At 36.6% G+C, this 16,520-nt stretch carries 18 protein-coding genes and 1 pseudogene; 2 read left to right on the forward strand and 17 right to left on the reverse strand.

Annotated elements, in window-relative coordinates; translation table 11 throughout:
* Window positions 1-53: 53 nt before the first annotated feature.
* A complete protein-coding gene (locus tag Bccel_RS15870; protein ID WP_050753534.1) occupies window positions 54-953 on the reverse strand; it encodes a tetratricopeptide repeat protein in 900 nt (299 codons plus the stop codon).
* A 404-nt stretch (window positions 954-1,357) separates the two neighbouring features.
* Here Bccel_RS15870 and Bccel_RS15875 point away from each other — a divergent pair, with 404 nt between their 5' ends.
* Complete coding sequence (locus Bccel_RS15875) at window positions 1,358-1,822, forward strand: YsnF/AvaK domain-containing protein (RefSeq protein WP_409372120.1); 465 nt, start codon at window positions 1,358-1,360, stop codon at window positions 1,820-1,822.
* Window positions 1,823-1,928: 106 nt separating this feature from the next.
* Window positions 1,929-2,309: a YsnF/AvaK domain-containing protein gene (locus tag Bccel_RS15880; protein ID WP_050753535.1), complete on the forward strand. Its 381-nt coding sequence runs from the start codon at window positions 1,929-1,931 to the stop codon at window positions 2,307-2,309.
* 14 nt (window positions 2,310-2,323) lie between these two features.
* On the opposite strand, the gene Bccel_RS15885 is transcribed toward Bccel_RS15880, so the two are convergent.
* From Bccel_RS15885 to Bccel_RS30290, 16 genes and pseudogenes are all read right to left on the reverse strand, one after another.
* Complete coding sequence (locus tag Bccel_RS15885) at window positions 2,324-3,016, reverse strand: thioesterase II family protein (protein ID WP_036939211.1); 693 nt, start codon at window positions 3,014-3,016, stop codon at window positions 2,324-2,326.
* A 42-nt stretch (window positions 3,017-3,058) separates the two neighbouring features.
* Window positions 3,059-3,307, reverse strand: a complete 249-nt coding sequence (locus tag Bccel_RS15890; protein WP_036939103.1) for an acyl carrier protein — start codon at window positions 3,305-3,307, stop codon at window positions 3,059-3,061.
* Between the two features lie 89 nt (window positions 3,308-3,396).
* Window positions 3,397-3,915, reverse strand: coding sequence for a class I adenylate-forming enzyme family protein (locus Bccel_RS15895; RefSeq protein ID WP_420848049.1), 519 nt, complete (start codon window positions 3,913-3,915; stop codon window positions 3,397-3,399).
* A pseudogene (locus Bccel_RS15900) lies at window positions 3,889-4,907 on the reverse strand (AMP-binding protein); the annotation flags it as partial. The pseudogene Bccel_RS15900 and the gene Bccel_RS15895, both read right to left, overlap by 27 nt.
* 68 nt (window positions 4,908-4,975) lie before the next feature.
* The gene (locus Bccel_RS15905; RefSeq protein WP_036939105.1) at window positions 4,976-6,118 is read right to left on the reverse strand and encodes an alpha/beta hydrolase; all 1,143 of its coding nucleotides are present in this window, start codon (window positions 6,116-6,118) and stop codon (window positions 4,976-4,978) included.
* Between the two features lie 289 nt (window positions 6,119-6,407).
* Window positions 6,408-7,274 (reverse strand): 4Fe-4S binding protein, encoded by an 867-nt coding sequence (locus tag Bccel_RS15910; protein ID WP_036939106.1) that lies wholly within the window; start codon window positions 7,272-7,274, stop codon window positions 6,408-6,410.
* Between the two features lie 36 nt (window positions 7,275-7,310).
* The gene (locus tag Bccel_RS15915; protein WP_152966031.1) at window positions 7,311-9,086 is read right to left on the reverse strand and encodes a GTP-binding protein; all 1,776 of its coding nucleotides are present in this window, start codon (window positions 9,084-9,086) and stop codon (window positions 7,311-7,313) included.
* A gap of 1 nt (window position 9,087) precedes the next feature.
* A complete protein-coding gene (gene cysD, locus Bccel_RS15920; RefSeq protein WP_036939107.1) occupies window positions 9,088-9,969 on the reverse strand; it encodes a sulfate adenylyltransferase subunit CysD in 882 nt (293 codons plus the stop codon).
* Window positions 9,966-10,703, reverse strand: coding sequence for a phosphoadenylyl-sulfate reductase (locus Bccel_RS15925; protein WP_036939108.1), 738 nt, complete (start codon window positions 10,701-10,703; stop codon window positions 9,966-9,968). Before Bccel_RS15925 ends, cysD begins: the two co-directional genes overlap by 4 nt.
* Window positions 10,704-10,727: 24 nt before the next feature.
* Window positions 10,728-11,801 carry a sulfate/molybdate ABC transporter ATP-binding protein gene (locus tag Bccel_RS15930; protein WP_036939109.1) on the reverse strand — a complete coding sequence of 358 codons (1,074 nt, stop codon included), beginning with the start codon at window positions 11,799-11,801 and terminating at the stop codon, window positions 10,728-10,730.
* 53 nt (window positions 11,802-11,854) lie between these two features.
* Window positions 11,855-12,703, reverse strand: a complete 849-nt coding sequence (gene cysW, locus Bccel_RS15935) for a sulfate ABC transporter permease subunit CysW (RefSeq protein ID WP_050754053.1) — start codon at window positions 12,701-12,703, stop codon at window positions 11,855-11,857.
* Between the two features lie 71 nt (window positions 12,704-12,774).
* Window positions 12,775-13,620, reverse strand: a complete 846-nt coding sequence (cysT, locus tag Bccel_RS15940) for a sulfate ABC transporter permease subunit CysT (RefSeq protein WP_036939111.1) — start codon at window positions 13,618-13,620, stop codon at window positions 12,775-12,777.
* 54 nt (window positions 13,621-13,674) lie between these two features.
* Window positions 13,675-14,757, reverse strand: coding sequence for a sulfate ABC transporter substrate-binding protein (locus tag Bccel_RS15945; RefSeq protein ID WP_152966032.1), 1,083 nt, complete (start codon window positions 14,755-14,757; stop codon window positions 13,675-13,677).
* Window positions 14,758-15,105: 348 nt separating this feature from the next.
* A complete protein-coding gene (locus Bccel_RS15950; protein WP_036939113.1) occupies window positions 15,106-15,681 on the reverse strand; it encodes a flavodoxin family protein in 576 nt (191 codons plus the stop codon).
* A gap of 171 nt (window positions 15,682-15,852) precedes the next feature.
* A complete protein-coding gene (locus Bccel_RS15955; RefSeq protein WP_160317734.1) occupies window positions 15,853-16,338 on the reverse strand; it encodes a DUF2935 domain-containing protein in 486 nt (161 codons plus the stop codon).
* Window positions 16,283-16,504, reverse strand: coding sequence for a hypothetical protein (locus Bccel_RS30290; RefSeq protein WP_160317735.1), 222 nt, complete (start codon window positions 16,502-16,504; stop codon window positions 16,283-16,285). Before Bccel_RS30290 ends, Bccel_RS15955 begins: the two co-directional genes overlap by 56 nt.
* Window positions 16,505-16,520 lie beyond the last annotated feature (16 nt).

Consider the following 16,520-nt stretch of genomic DNA (forward strand, 5'->3'; position numbering starts at 1 on the left):
GTTGCTAATCAATCATTAAACAATGAAGGAGCAGAAATCATATTTTTATTCCTTCATTGTTTTTTATTTTCAAAAAGCTTTCTATAACTATCAAGATTATTTAGTGCACTAAATTCCTCATCCTCTTTAAGGTAATCAAGCAACTCCGGACTCAAGCTAATGGTCTTCTCCAAATCTTCCAGAGACTCTTCTATACAGCCTAAATTCACAAAAAATAAAGCCCTGTTATAATATAAAAATGAACTGTTTTTGTTATGCCTAATTCCATTACTTATTACATCAATTGCCGTTTTATAATCATTGCTGCACTTATAGATTATAGAAAGGTTCAAATATGCATATGGGTTGTCCTGTTTTAGGCTTATAGATTTATTGTATGCATCTATGGCTTTTTCCTCGTAGCCCAGTTTAAACCAAATAACACCCATATTAAAATGAGCTTTAAAATGGTGAGGGTCTATCTCAATACTTTTTTTGAAATGCTTCAAAGCTTCCATATTATTATCCATTTCTTCGTATATTACACCTAGATTGTTATGTGCCCAGAAGTCATTTGGTACAATTTCAATTACCCTATTATATGCTTCAATAGCCTCTTCCCTTTGACCCGCATCATCTAAAGTATTTGCCAGAAAAAACCAGGCTCTACTGTATAGCGGATCTAATTCTATTGCCTTTTTATAATATTCTATAGCATCGTCATATTCACCTGAATTGTCATACAAAGTGGCCAGCCCGTAATATGCCCTTGCTTCTCGTTGGTCAATAGAAAATACCTTATGGTAAAACTCTTCAGATTGTTTTTGTTCACCGATAGAATCGTATAAAACAGCCATATTAAGCAAGAGTTCTACATTTTTATCACTCAGCTTTAGTTTCATTCTATAAAAAGACAATATCAACTTGGTAAATATACTTCTCAACTTTTCTTTAATTTCTTCAAAAGTAACCATAAATAAGCCTTATGCCTCAAAACCATATTTTTATATATTTTTCCATCAAAAAGAGTGTTTTAATGCAATAACAAATTTGCTTAGCATTAAGACCAATATTATATCAGAATAAATTATTTTCATCCATATTTATAAAATCTATTAAATTTTATATAACGAAAATCTTCAAAATATATAAAGTGGCACATTTTCCAGCATATTTGCGGATAATTCACATCTTCAACGGAAAAAATAAAAATGCATCACATCATGTTATTATAGGAGGTTATATGGGAAAACTTTTTGGAATATTCAATAATCAAAATAATAACGAGAAATCAGAAGATGATGTTTTTTTAAACACGCCAGATGCTAATTTAAAGACTGAAGGCATTATCTTAGATGGTCCCGAAGTTAATTCAAACATTGAAGGTGTTGAAGCAAAAAATGAAGATATCAATTTAGGTACTGAAGATGATAATTCAAAAATTGTTGAGGACAGGAAGCTTATTCTTCGCCAGGAAGAGCTTGATATCGCTAAAAACAGAGTTCAGATCGGACAGGTTGAGTTAAGTAAGGAAATCGTCGAAGAGCAAAAGGAAGTTGATGTACCTGTTATCCATGAGGAAGTTGTTATTGAAAGAAGAGCAATAGACAGGCATCCTAGTGATTCCCCTATAACTGAAGAAGAAACCATAAGAATTCCAGTAACCGAAGAGCGGGTTGAAGTTGGCAAACACACTGTAGTAACAGGAGAGGTTTCAGCGTATAAGCGTGAAGTAGGAGAAACTAAAAAAGTTGTTGAGACCTTGAAGAAGGAAGAGGCAAGGGTTCATAAAGATGGTGAACCACATATAATCGGCAATGATGGAGATTATACTCTTCACTAATATTCTAAACTAAATAGGAATTTTCATTTAACATTATTTTTAGATAGCAAACTGCGAATCTATGCAGTTTGTTATCTTATTTATACAGTTTCAAAGGAGGATAGCAATGGCAGAAAACCATAATAATCATAAGCTTTTCCTGCGAGAAGAGCAACTAGACATATCTAAAGAGCAGGTAAAAACAGGTGAAGTAATTGTTCATAAAGAAGTTGTTACTGAAGATAAATGTATAACTGTCCCTGTCACACGTGAAGAAATAGTTATAGAGAAAAGAGTACTGGCTGAGAACAAAAAAGACTGGCTTACAGAAACCATCCGTATACCCGTCAGTGAAGAACGTATCGAGGTTATTAAACACCCCGTGCTGCTTGAAGATGTTGAAATTTATCAAAATATTTATCAAAATACACAGCATATTAAAATATCTTTAAAAAAAGAAAAGGTAAAATGGACTGTTAAGGGAAACCCCAAAATACATGTTAGGTGAGATGCTCTACTTTTTTATACCAGTGTATCATTAATTATTTTACAGATTTCAATCCTATACTTGTTTATAAAAAAGTGCCCGTCATCAAACTCATAAAATCTACAAGAGCCGTTAGTCACCCTCTCCCACTTTTTCATATGCTCAAAAGAGATTAGTTCATCTTCCCTGCCATTTAAAATTGTTATATTACAGCCAAGCTTAAAATGATCTTTTTGAAACTTGTACATTTCCACAATATTAAAGTCTCCTCGTAAAATTGGCAGAAACATGGTTTTAAACTCTTCATTTTCAAATAACTCCATATTAGGACCGCCATAATTTGATATAAGCTTGATAAAGTCATTATCATTCAAAGTGTGCATATCCTTGAATATATTTTCTGTATCCGGGGAATTTCTTCCCGAAAAAAAAATGTGCTCGGGTTCTTTCATTTTTGTAGCTTTAATTTTCCTTGTAACTTCATATGCAAGGATTGTCCCCATGCTGTGACCATAGATGGCATATTCTTCTTCGTCTATCTCCTTCGATATAATGCTGAATACATCAGAAACAGCCTCTTCCATACTTTCATACAGAGGCTCACAAATCCGCTTACCCCTCCCTGCTAATTCGACAGGCCTAATATCAATTGCTTGATCCAAGCTCCTCTTCCAGCTTAAAAACACTGATGCCGAACCACCTGCATAGGGAAGAAAAAACAGTTTCATTCTTTTCAATCTCATTTCCTCCTATAGTACTTTATAAATACATTATACATCTTTCATGTGATCATTCATTATGTTATAAATATCTCCGACTGTTTCAATAGTTGCAACAGCAGATAGCGGAACAGTAACTTTATAGGTTTTGGTCAAATACATGCCTAGGCTGAATAATCCAAGAGAATCCATTCCAAGATCACTGTATAGGTTTGTATCTACCTTAATATCACTGCTTTCAACACCTACATATTCAGAAACTTTAACGGCAAAATCGTCCCATTCAACTTTTTTATCCATCTTTTACCTCCAGATAAATTCAGTTTTTTATTATATTAATTTTTAGTCGTAATCAAAAAATAACTTCCGCTATAAATTTCATTCATACCTTAGATATTCCCCAATTCACTTAATGCAACCTCTTTTAATCTTTCATAATTAACCTTGCCGGCACCTGGATTTTTCGGAATCTCATCAATAAATAAAACCTGATCCGGAACCATATAATTGGGCAGCTCTTTCCTACAGTGCTTCATTATATCTTTTAGTTCAACCTTATATCCATCTTTAACTACTATAAATGCCCAAACCATCTCACCATACAACTGATGCGGAACACCAACCACAGCAGACACTTTGATGCCCTCCACCTTATTCAAATGATCCTGTACAAAAACAGGAGAAATGGATTTTCCACCTCTTTTAATTAAATACTTCCTTCTTCCGAGTAAAGTAATATACCCATCTCCTTCATTTCTGACAATATCTCCAGTTTTAAACCATCCATCCCCAAAACTCCTAGCTGTCTCTTCAGCATTATTCAGATAGCCTCTCACAACATTGCTACCCCTTACATAAAGTTCTCCTTCATTCCCTGGGGAAACAAGGCTTCCTCCTTCATCTCTCACCTCAATAGCATTTGATGTTCCGCTACAGAGTCTCATTTTACTGGTAGGCTTGTAAAAGCCTTCCTCAACATTCTGCTTGCAGACCATAAACACATTGGCAGTCTCTATAAGCCCATACCCGTTGGCAAGAGAATTTAAATTAATAAATTTCTCCTTCATTCTTCTCACCAGGGATGGCGATATAAAATCCATACCACCTGCCATAGTTTCAACTGATGTCAAGTCAAAAGTATCCAGCATGGGAAGTGACAAAATTGATTCAAAGTATGCAGGGGAGCAGTTAATCCCTCAGCTTTCCATTGAGACATTAATTTGAGAAATCTTAATGGCGAAACATCCTGAGAAAAAATTATAGATATGCCACCAAACATCAAACCGATAATAGTTATAATACCGGAAGTGGAAAGAGGAAACGCTATGGAGTACCTATATCCTTTAATAATATTAGAGTTAATGGGTGTTATAAGATCAATGCTGGCATAAACCTCCGAAGCTATATTAGCCTGAGTCATTGCAACTAATTTGGGTATTCCCGTTGTACCTGAACTTGATGCTATTACCAGCGGCATATCTGGACTAACTTCATTCATATAGTAACTATTTAAATCAATATGATCAATGCTTGATTCAAAATCATACTCACAGGCTGATCCTTTATGAGTTGTCACAATTCTGTATTGACAGCCTGCTTTTTCCGAAGCCGCTTTAAAGCTATCATATTGCATTTCTGAAACTATTACCAGTTGAACCCTGCTTTTTTGGAATATATCAACCTTTGCTACATCGGGAAACATGTGGAATAATGGAACTGCACATGCACCTAACCTTGATATGGCTGTAAAGAGATAGAAAACTTCTGGACAATTGGGCATTGAATAGCCAATGGCAACTCCAGGTTTGACCCCAAGATTAATAAGATGCCTTGTATATCTATCAACACCATCCATATACACTTTTACACTTACCTGGCTATCATTATAGTACATTATCATATCATCAGGTATAGCTGTCCTTATAAAGCTTTGATAAATTTTATCAATGGTATTTAGGCTATTATCAATCACTTTAAACCACCCTTTCTACAATGCTTTACCATCCAATCAGCAGCCGAATATCTTATCCAATGAATTTGTTCACCAACTGGCATTGTATGAGTCACAACCTGGCTGCTAGAAAAAACAGGTTCTTCTTCAACAATTATTTTCTCTTTTTCCCCCAATGCCATTTCATAAAGTTTAATTGCTTTATCATAGGTCATCCAGTTGTCATGCTTTCCATGTATAAATAGATATGGGCACTTTATAGAGCCTTCTGCCAAAGTACTCATCTCATCTAAAAACTCGTCAGCAGCTTTTCCTCCTGTTTGGAAATCATACCACTCTCCTTTTTTCATCCATTGAGGAGTAGCATTTTTGTCTACCTCAGTTATGAATAAAGGAAACAGTGTGGCACAAAAAGTATATCTTGAATCAATGGAACAGGCCTTATAGGCATATCCTCCGCCCATGCAGAGCCCGTATGCACCATAAGACCCATTTATAATATCATCACGCTTATCCAAATAATCAGGAATCATTTTAAATGTATTGATCAGATTAGCCACAGTACATTTCACATCACCTGATAAAAGAGATTCACCGTTTCCAGGCATATCTGCTATAAATACCGCAATTCCTCTTTCCACAAGCGGCCTTGCAAGTGTATTCATTTCCTCCTTGCAGCTTCCAAGTCCTGAGTATATAATGACACAAGGGCTTTTTTCGTTGTCATTCTTATTTGAATGATGCAGATAGCAAGAAAGTTTTTTTCCTTCATTAATAGGTAATTCTATACATTCAACCTTAGAATCCAAATATTTAATGCTTTTTTTATAATAATCTCTATACATGTCGTATACTCTTTTTTTCTCATCAATACCAGATAAGTTGATGAGAAAAACAGCGTACCAGCATTGTGCTGCATAAAGATAATATTCCCTGGCTGATAGATTATTTCCTTCCATCTCAGCCTTTTCGCCAAGCAATTTGTATCTTTCAGCCTTCTTTTCCCATTCTACAAGCCATGTTTTTTCCAGTGATTTTGAATTAATATGGTTTTTACTTTCTACTCGTGTCAATACATACTCAAGATCAATGGGGTTGACACCATATATTAGAAGCCTTGTAATAACAGGATTTAGCATATTCCTTATAGACCACTCCATATATATCCCCTCCAATTACATTAGCATTCAATATTAATAGTTAAACTGATTTACTACTTTTCATTTTTCCATGTCAATATTATCGAAAAAACATGCCAAATCATTAGACATTATTTTGTTTTTTCCACCTAATTACCATCACACCAACCATATTATAACATAAAGCCTTTGCATTATACAAACACAAAGACTTTAATTACTTCTCATATGCAAATGAGGATATACCTCTTATGCCCTCAATTATCTTCCTTGCAGCAAGTGCACCTTGGCAAACCAAATAACGAAAGCTTCAACGGAATACTTTTTCCAGATCCTCTTGCAGCAGTTCCCACCCAATGCGGTCAAGGGTATTTCTGAAACGCTCACCCGGTTTGCCATGCTTTTTAAAAAACTCAAGTGTAGTTCCAATTACCCTATGAAGCTGCTCTGTAGAAAATATTACAGGAAAAAGCTGTTTTCCTATAGCGATCCTATTACCAAACAATCCTCCAAAATAAATTACAAATCCGCTTTCACCTTCCCATGCCCCTCTAGGACAAGACTTTACGCAGCGACCGCAATAGTTACAACCACTTTCATCATATAGTAATGTTTGGCTGCTTTTATTAACAGTAATTGACTTCTCTCGACACACTTTCTCACATAGTCCACAGTAATTGCATTTGCTTTCCAGCCATTTGGGCTTCATTGCACCTTTTATACCAAGATCATTTTCCTCAGCCTTAAGGCAGTTATTACGGCAGCCTGTTATTCCAAGCTTAAATTTATGAGGTATCTCCCTGCCATAATACTTTTCATCGAATTCTACAGCAAGAGAGGTTGTGTCAATTAAGCCGCTGCAGCAAATTGTACTGCCCTGGCATGCTGTTATGGTCCTGACTCTCGCTCCGGATGCTGCGGTCTGCATGCCGGAGCTCTTAAGCTCACCCTTAACAGCTTCAATATCTTCAAGTTTGATGTACGGGATTTCTATACTCTGCCTTGAAGTCATGTGAATATAGCCTCTACCATACTTTTGGGCTAATTCATAAACCTTTTGCAATTTATCAGCCTGGATTTGCCCACCGGAAACCCTTATCCTTAATACAAAATATTCTTTATCCACCTGCCGTATAAAACCGTTCTGTTTTAATTCTTTATAATCGACCTGTGCCATAATAGACCCACCTTTATTACAAATAATATTCTAATATTATATCTTGTTTTTTAGTAAATTGCAAACTGCATCTACCGCTCCTTCAGAACTAATACTTGCATCGGGCTTGAAATTGTTAAAAGAAGATTCATCTATGTTTATGATAAGTATCTCATTAGGTTGGTTCAATAACTTAAGCTTTTCTGCTTCATAATCATCCAGATTGAATATTGATGTAATAAAAATTTGCCCTGAATCGGTAAATATTCTTGCCAACTCTCCAATCTGTCTTATATGTTCATCCCTTCCTTCATAACTGGATACTCCATCTGAGACTAGTCCATGCAAAAGGCTGGAGACCCCTAAATAATAGGCTTTAAATTTCAGCTTAAAAAGCTTGTTTTCCAATTCCTTTCCTATATTTTGTATTACATTTCCATTTCCCTCATTACCGGAAGTAATGACTATAAGCATTGCCTTGTGTCCATATACATCTTCTCTCTCTTTAGATGAAATAAGGCTTTTTTCCCATAAAAATTCCCGATCTTTGATATGCTGGAGCAGTGTATTATCAGAGTCTGATACCCCTTCTAAAATAATTCCTCCGCCTGAGATCTCATAGTTATCTACTATTACAAATCTTCCTGTTAACTCTATTTCAGAAATAGGATCAAAAGCAATAGGCTTGGTAGTTTCCAAAATACACTCAGCCACATCATGCCGTTCAACCTGATCCTTAAAAGTATCAATATTTAATTCCGCGGCATCAATAATACTTAGTATCTCAACCAACTTCACAGCAATTCTCAGAGTTCCTATTTTGAGTTTGTAAGTTTTGTTTTTTATAAGCGGTGCTTTACCCACCCAGAATATATTTACCCTGAAACGAGAGCTTACCTCAGGCAATTTTTCATTTGCTTTAACCATTAACTCCCCGGGTTTTATATATATCTGGGTATTTAGCGTCACACCAATAGCCTGATCAGCATAGGCAGCATCCCTTGGCTTTATATTGAAGCCCTCAATGCTTTTAATTACACTTCTCTTTTGTGAAGGTAAAAAAACAACTTCATCTCCGGCACGCACTGTGCCGCTTAAGATAGTACCTGCCACAATTCGTCTGTCATCGCCTTCTTCAGTAAACTTGTAAATATCCTGGGCAGGCATACGAAGCGGAAGTTCCTGATTTTCCTTCTTGTTTACAAATCCGTCCAACTGGCTGAGCACAGTAGGTCCATCATACCAATCGGTATTAGGTGACTTACTCGCAATATTGTCTCCGTTAAAAGCACTAATTGGTATAAAATTCACCGGTTTTATATTTACCTTGTTTATAAACTCAGTAAATTCAGCAGTGATTGAATTGAAAACATCTCTATCAAAATCTACCAAATCCATCTTGTTTACCAACACAACAACCTGTCTGATCCCCAACATGGAAACAATATGTCCGTGCCTCTTAGAGTTTTCCTTAATCCCTTCCTTTGCATCTATGACTAAAAGTGCAGCCTCAGCCCTTGAGGCTCCGGTAACCATATTTTTTAAAAACTCAATATGCCCGGGTGCATCTATAATAATGTAATCCCTTTTTCTTGTTTTAAAAAAGCATCTTGCAGTATCAATGGTGATTCCTTGTGCCTGCTCATCCTTTAATGCATCCAGTAGGAAAGCATATTCAAAGGGTCTGGAATTCTTTGTGCAATATTCCTTAACCGATTCAAGCTTACCTTCGGGAAGAGAGTCTGTGTCAGCCAAAAGCCTTCCAATCACAGTACTTTTGCCGTGATCCACATGTCCAACTATAACAATATTCATCTGTTCTCTAGTTTCCATATTACATATACCCTCCCCTTCTCAATGTCTCAAGGCCTCCACCGTCATCCTTATCCTGAGCACGACCTGATCTTTCAGCTATATTTGCAAATTTACCGCTCTTTAATTCTTCAATAATTTCGCTTACATTCTTTGCTGTTGAATCAACCGGTAAAGTACAGGGATAGCACCCTAGGGATCTGTAACGTTTACCGTCACCCTGATCAAAATATAAAGAAGTAATGGGTATGTTCTCCCTCTCGATATATTCCCAAATATTCAGCTCTGTCCAATCAAGCAGCGGATGAATCCTTATATGGGTCCCTGGAGCAAAATCCGTCTTAAACTGGTTCCAGAATTCAGGCGGTTGATCACCCACATCCCAGTCATTTTCCTTATCTCTTGGAGAGAAATAACGTTCTTTTGACCTACTTCCCTCTTCATCAGCCCTAACACCTACAATAACTCCTGTGTACTTCTCCCTGTTTGTATCAGGTATATATTTACCTGTTTTAAGATCCATCACATATCTATCCCACTCACCGGACAGTGTATTCTTTAAAGCTTCCGACTTTAAGGACTGGCAGCAGCTGATGCGGTCAATTTTCCCATTGGGAAATGTATTTCCTTCTGTTAATGCCTTACTGTTTTCGCCGTATACCATGGTCAATTTCCATTTTAATGCAAGATCATCCCTATATTTAATCATTTCGGGTATTTTATAGTGAGTATCAATGTGTACAAGCGGTATGGGAACATGGCCGAAAAATGCCTTTCTAGCCAGCCAGAGAAGTACTGTGCTGTCTTTTCCAATAGACCAGAGCATGCAAATATTTTTAAATTCCCTGTATGCTTCTCTAAGTATATGAACACTCTGTGCTTCCAACTTATCCAAATGATTCATATTTTCTCCTCCAATCTTAGGTGTAAACCACATTCTTTTTTATCGGGGTTCTCCCACCACCATCTTCCCCTTCGAACATCCTCGCTGGGTTTTACGGCTCTGGTGCAAGGCTGGCATCCGATGCTCGGAAAACCATTTCTATATAAATTGCTGTATGGAACATTATGCTTATTTATGTATTCCCATACCATGTCTTCTGTCCAAAATGCTATAGGGTTTATTTTATAGATAGAGTGACTTATATCCCACTCAAAGATTTCTATTTCCTGACGCGTCTGTGACTGATATCTTCTTAATCCGCAAATCCAGCCATCCACGGTACTCAAAACCCGCTTAAGGGGCTTAACCTTCCTTATCTCACAGCATTTTTTCCTTTGCTCAACGCTTTCATAAAAGAAATTCGGGCCGAACTTGGAGACTAAGACTTCCAAGTCCTGGCTTTCCGGGGCATAAACCTCATAATTAAAGTTATACCTTTGCATGGTCTCAGCCATAAGGTCATAGGTATTCTGAAAATGCCTTCCGGTGTCTAAAAAGAAAATTCTTGCGTTGGGATTATTTTTAAGCAAAATGTCTGTAAGGACCTGATCTTCAATAGAAAGGCTTGATGCCAATGCAATTTTGGAGCTTCCTATTTCATTAATAATATACCTTATAATATCTTCAGGACTTTTTTCTATAAAATCATTGTTTAATTTCTTTAGGTTTAATTCATTTAGATTTAATTTACTCATTTCTTTTCCCCCTTGAAAAATTTATTAAATCACATAATCTTCGGGTATAAAAACCCTAAAATCCCTTGGCCTTACATAAATCTTTTGTTTCTCCATTAGACCAAGCTTCCTGTATTTCTCTTTACTTATTTCAGCCTCAATATAATCCCCGCAGTCAAGCCTCTTTAGTTCCAGGTTTACAATAGGGCCTACAGCCCTTATAAAAACAATCTCTGCGGCAATAAACTCATTTCCTTTTGCCTCAAGACTTATTTCTATATCATGGGGGCGGATATAGCTTATTGCATTTTTATTCCTGGTCTCAGCATGTTCCGGTACATCAAGCTTTATTGACCCAATCTCAACTTTCCCATTATGCACCCTTCCGTGGAAAAGGTTGACGTTTCCTAAAAAGTTATATACAAAAGGATTTACAGGATTATCATATACCTCTTCAGGTGTGCCAATTTGCTCTATTTTGCCTTTGTTTAAAATTACAATTCTATCAGCAACATCAAGAGCTTCTTCCTGGTCATGTGTTACAAAAACACTCGTAATGGGATATTCATCATGGAGCTTCCTGAGCCATCTGCGAAGGTCCTTCCTTACCTTTGCATCCAGGGCACCGAAAGGCTCATCAAGGAGCAATACCTTAGGCTCTACAGCCAACGCCCTTGCAAGTGCTATTCTTTGCCTCTGACCGCCGGAAAGCTGTGCTGGATAACGTTTCGCCAATTCCTCCATCTTTATAAGTGAAAGCAGCTCATGAACCTTTTTATTAATTTCTTCCTTACCGGGCCTCAGCTTGGAAGGTCTGACCTTCAATCCAAAAGCTATGTTTTCAAAAACATTCATGTGCTTAAATAGTGCATAATGCTGAAACACAAAGCCTACTTTTCTATCCTGTGTGCTTTTTTGGGTGTTATCTTCACCATCAAAAATAATACTTCCTTTGTCTGCAGATTCCAGCCCTGCAATTATTCTTAAAAGTGTTGTTTTACCTGAACCGGATGGTCCCAATAGAGCAACCAGCTCTCCCGTGTTAATCTTAAGATTGATATCACTAAGTGCTTCAAATGAATCAAAATGCTTTGTAATGTTTAAAATATCAATGCTCATAACCATTCCCCCATATTTAGACTTCTTTAACATTCCATCGTCACCGTTAAAATTTAATCATTCTTTAATTGCTGCTTTATCCTCCAATCAGCAATGTTTTTAATAATTAGATTTATAATTGCAATTATTGTTAGCAGCGAAGCTACCGCAAAGGCAGCAGAAAATTTGTATTCGTTGTATAGTATCTCAACATGAAGAGGCAATGTGTTTGTAAGCCCTCTGATATGACCTGAAACAACCGAAACAGCACCAAACTCACCAGCTGCTCTTGCTGCTGTCAGCATTATACCGTATAATAGTGCCCATTTTACATTTGGAAGGGTTATCAGCCAAAAAGTCTTTAAGCCGCTTGCTCCTAAAGTAAGTGCTGCTTCCTCTTCGCTTGTTCCCTGGGCTTCCATTAAAGGTATCAGTTCCCTGGCTACAAATGGCAGGGTAACAAACAGGGTGGCTATAACAATACCGGCAGGAGCGAATATAATCTTTATACCAAGGGAGGTAAGAAGCGGGGCTAACAAGCCATGACTGGTACTGAAAAGCAAAACAAATATCAATCCTGCAACAACAGGAGAAATCGCAAAGGGCAAATCAATAATTGTAATTAGCAGGTTTTTACCTTTAAACTTGAATTTAGCCACCGCCCAAGCCACTATAAGTCCAAATGTGGTATTTATGGGCACAACAATCGCTATTGTAGTAAGGGTTAACTTTATTGCTTTCATCGCCATGGGGTCACTGATTGCAGCATAGTACACGCTTGCTCCCTGTTCAAAAGCTTTGAGAAATACCGAAATAAGCGGAACTAAGAGCATTACCACAAAAAATATCAGTGCAATTGCTGTAAGGATAATTGCAACAAGTTTTGTGTCATTTGCTGCTTTTTTACGGGTCTGATTTATCATATTTATTTTAGTGGGGATACTTCCAGCCATATTTATCACTCCTAAGTTATTTCTAAGGCATTACTTATCATCTATCTATGTCTGTTACTGGTCCACCATTGGAACACATTAATAATCAAAAGCATTATGAAAGATATAACGAGCATTATGGCAGCTATAGCCGTCCCACCTGCATAATCATACTGTTCCAGCTTTGTTCTGATTAATAAGGGTGCTATTTCTGTTTTTAACGGCATATTACCGGAAATAAAAACAACTGATCCGTATTCGCCCAAAGCCCTTGCAAATGCGAGTGCAAAACCTGTTATTACAGCGGGCATCAATTCTGGCAATATAATTTTACGAAAGGTTTGAAATCTTGTTGCCCCAAGACATGCAGCTGCTTCTTCAACCTCAAGGTCAATACTTTGCAGAACAGGTTGAACCGTGCGTACTACAAAGGGAAAGCTTATAAATATTAATGCTATTGTAATTCCTATAGGAGTATAAGATATTTTCACTCCCATAGTTGCAAACAGCTTACCTATCCATCCATTCTGAGCATAAAGAGCAGTAAGCGAAATACCTGCAACAGCAGTTGGAAGAGCGAAAGGTAAATCTATCAAGCCATCAATTATCTTTTTGCCTGGAAATGTATATCTTTCAAGAACCCACGCAATCAGAAGCCCAAATATAGCATTTATTGTAGCTGCTAAAAAAGAAGTACCAAATGAAATTTTCAATGCAGTAAGTACTCTTTCTGAAAATGCTATGTCCCAGAACTTCGCCGATCCTATACTTGAACTGTTAAGAAAAACCATTGATACAGGAATCAAAACCAACAGGGTAATATATACTAAAGATAATCCCATTGTTATCCCGAAACCCGGTATAACACTTTGCTGCTTTAGTTTAAATGATCTTATTGTCAAATTCATGAACTCACCTCAATACATATTTTGAAAGATAACCAGAAAGGCTCTGCTGCTGTCTTATTCTTTTATGTATATCCGGTCAAAAACTCCCCCGTCATCAAAGTGCTCTTTTTGTACCTTATTCCAGCCTCCAAAAACTTCATCAATGGTAAAGAGCTCTATTTTCGGAAACTGTGCAGCATATCTCTTTGCGACCGATTCATTTCTGGGCCTGTAATAATTTTTAGCAGCAATTTCCTGACCTTCATCACTATACAGATATTTCAAATATTCTTCTGCAACCACACGTATTCCATGTTTATCAACTATTGAGTCAACAACAGTTACAGGAGGCTCAGCCAAAATACTTATTGAAGGAAATATTATATCGAATTTATCTTTTCCAAGCTCATTGATTGAAAGAAACGCCTCATTTTCCCATGCGATAAGAACATCACCCATTTCACGTTCAACAAAGGTCGTTGTAGAGCCTCTTGCACCTGAATCCAGTACAGGTACATTCCTATAAATTGCCTTGACAAATTCCTTTGCTTTGCCTTCATCATTCCCATTCTTTTTAAGTGAATAGCCCCATGCTGCAAGATAATTCCAGCGAGCTCCCCCTGATGTTTTTGGATTTGGAGTAATAACCTCAACATCAGCTCTTATAAGGTCATCCCAGTCTTTTATGTTTTTTGGGTTACCCTTTCTTACAAGGAAAACTATGGTTGATGTGTATGGTGTAGAATTGTTAGGCAATCTTTTTTGCCATTTTTTATTAATTATTTCTTTATTTTTATTTATTGAATCGATATCATAAGCCAGGGCTAAAGTAACTACATCTGCTTCGTTTCCGTCAATAACTGCTCTTGCCTGGCTGCCGGAACCTCCATGTGACTGTTGTATTGAAACATCTTGCCCCGTTTTATTTTTCCAGTACTTTGTAAAAGCTGTATTATACTCCTGATATAGTTCACGGGTAGGGTCATAAGAAACATTTAGAAGTGTAATAGGATTAGTATCTGATGAACTCCCCTGTTTTTGAGGCTCATTTCCACCACATCCGACAAATCCTGCAGCTATAGCAATCATAATGGCGGCTATAAACCTTTGTTTTGTTGAAAATCTTAATTTTGTTAGTTTTTTGATTCTTATACTCATTCTCATCACTCCTAAAAAAATTTTATCTGCCTGTGTTATATGACCTTTAGCAATACATTAGTACTCTTATCGTTTTACTAGGAATTCAGATATTTTTTTATGGGGTATTTAACCCCATAAAATTTTTATTTCGTAGTATTCTTATTTGTTTTGTATGTTTTATATTTTAAACCCAGAAGAAATATATGTCAATAGGTTTTTAATATAATTTTGCCCCTTCTTCAATAACATCACGATTAACACACTTTAAGGCATGATTGAAATATTACTTACCGTTTTGAGTGTGTGTTCACGAGTTAAGTTAACTTAGAAAGCGAAATTATACGGGAAGTTATATTAGGGGCATGCCTAGCCATTTAATTTTTCTAACATCCAAACCATATTTTCGCCTAAGTTTTCAAAGGTACGCTTGCCTTCTTCATCGTTTTGGACTTCACCTATATCTCTTGCAAGAGTCATATTCCAATAACTTGATGTTGCAATAGGCATCTCTGCAATGCCAAAGAAAAAATTAATAGCTGAATAAACAAAGTTTGATCCTGCACGTCTTACTGCCACAACAGGAGCACCTACCTTATGCTTTAGCAGGTTGTTGTTTGCCTTTGATACATATCCGCATCTGTCAATAAATGCCTTAACTTCAGTAGTTACATTGCTAAAATAAGTTGGCGAGCCTATAATAACTCCATCAGCATCAAAAACCTTTTCCAAAACATCATTTAGTTTATCATCTTGTATTACACAGCGTTTGTTTCTACTTTTAAAGCATCCGCCGCATGCCCTGCAGCCATGTAAAAGCATGCCTCCCAACTGAACATATTCAACCTCTATACCGTTCTTAGCCAGTATATTCCCAACTATCTCAAGACTTTGTTTGGTATTACCATTTACCCTTGGACTGCCATTAATTGCTATTACTTTCATAATCCTGATCAACTCCTTAATATAACAATTGATTAACCACTTTTAATATATAGAGAATTTCACAGGAAATCAAGTATCCATTATTAGTAAATTCAAATAATTGCTAAATACTAAAATAATCATAAGAAGTTGAAAAGGAATAGTATATCTTTGCTTTATTTATTAAATTACTTACATCACTTTTACAGTTTTAACTTTATCAATAAAGTACCTATGTTCTCTTATAAAATGGTCAGGTATCAGGGGAGACAGTGTTCCACTACCCAGAATCTTGCAAGACATCCTGAGTTTTTTGACCTTCTCAAGGAAACAGATAAACATCTCCATCAGTTTAACTGTTTCTTCACTCAGAAACTCCAAAGCCCCATCATCTAAAGACACTTTCATAAGCATCATTTCAATGTCTGATGCTTTAGTAAGAAGTTTATTAAAACTCTCTTTAAATCTTAATATATCATCTGACAATATCGTTTCAGCCGGGTCTATAAATGACGAAAGGGCCGATGCATGCACAACACCATCCGATAGCCAGATCTTTACTCTTTTTACCAGCTCTAGTGGGATATCGATTTCGCTCTTTACAGGCATGGTCAGAAATTCTTTAAATTCTGTTGCTTCGTTTATCTGCTGATTTATTATACTTGGCGATAGGTTCATCTGAAGTTGGCATGTTAAAAGCCCATATAATAACATCTTTTTGTATTCTATGAAGCATGAAAGTCCATTTAGAAGAGCCGGATATTCGGGCAAGTCCATTTACTTGAAAGATTGCATGATCCCTCATTATACTGGTCCAAAACAAGATTTGGCTTTTATAATCCATAATTATAACACCTTCT

Source organism: Pseudobacteroides cellulosolvens ATCC 35603 = DSM 2933 (genome assembly GCF_001262605.1).
Classification (GTDB): Bacteria; Bacillota; Clostridia; order Acetivibrionales; family DSM-2933; genus Pseudobacteroides; species Pseudobacteroides cellulosolvens.

Coding starts and splice junctions, on each gene's coding strand:
- Bccel_RS15870 (WP_050753534.1), bottom strand. CDS start 953: ATGGTTACTTTTGAAGAAATTAAAGAAAAGTTGAGAAGTATATTTACC.
- Bccel_RS15880 (WP_050753535.1), top strand. CDS start 1,929: ATGGCAGAAAACCATAATAATCATAAGCTTTTCCTGCGAGAAGAGCAA.
- Bccel_RS15885 (WP_036939211.1), bottom strand. CDS start 3,016: ATGAAACTGTTTTTTCTTCCCTATGCAGGTGGTTCGGCATCAGTGTTT.
- Bccel_RS15890 (WP_036939103.1), bottom strand. CDS start 3,307: ATGGATAAAAAAGTTGAATGGGACGATTTTGCCGTTAAAGTTTCTGAA.
- Bccel_RS15905 (WP_036939105.1), bottom strand. CDS start 6,118: ATGGAGTGGTCTATAAGGAATATGCTAAATCCTGTTATTACAAGGCTT.
- Bccel_RS15910 (WP_036939106.1), bottom strand. CDS start 7,274: ATGGCACAGGTCGATTATAAAGAATTAAAACAGAACGGTTTTATACGG.
- Bccel_RS15915 (WP_152966031.1), bottom strand. CDS start 9,086: ATGGAAACTAGAGAACAGATGAATATTGTTATAGTTGGACATGTGGAT.
- cysD (WP_036939107.1), bottom strand. CDS start 9,969: ATGAATCATTTGGATAAGTTGGAAGCACAGAGTGTTCATATACTTAGA.
- Bccel_RS15925 (WP_036939108.1), bottom strand. CDS start 10,703: ATGAGTAAATTAAATCTAAATGAATTAAACCTAAAGAAATTAAACAAT.
- Bccel_RS15930 (WP_036939109.1), bottom strand. CDS start 11,801: ATGAGCATTGATATTTTAAACATTACAAAGCATTTTGATTCATTTGAA.
- cysW (WP_050754053.1), bottom strand. CDS start 12,703: ATGATAAATCAGACCCGTAAAAAAGCAGCAAATGACACAAAACTTGTT.
- cysT (WP_036939111.1), bottom strand. CDS start 13,620: ATGAATTTGACAATAAGATCATTTAAACTAAAGCAGCAAAGTGTTATA.
- Bccel_RS15945 (WP_152966032.1), bottom strand. CDS start 14,757: ATGAGTATAAGAATCAAAAAACTAACAAAATTAAGATTTTCAACAAAA.
- Bccel_RS15950 (WP_036939113.1), bottom strand. CDS start 15,681: ATGAAAGTAATAGCAATTAATGGCAGTCCAAGGGTAAATGGTAATACC.
- Bccel_RS15955 (WP_160317734.1), bottom strand. CDS start 16,338: ATGAACCTATCGCCAAGTATAATAAATCAGCAGATAAACGAAGCAACA.
- Bccel_RS30290 (WP_160317735.1), bottom strand. CDS start 16,504: ATGGATTATAAAAGCCAAATCTTGTTTTGGACCAGTATAATGAGGGAT.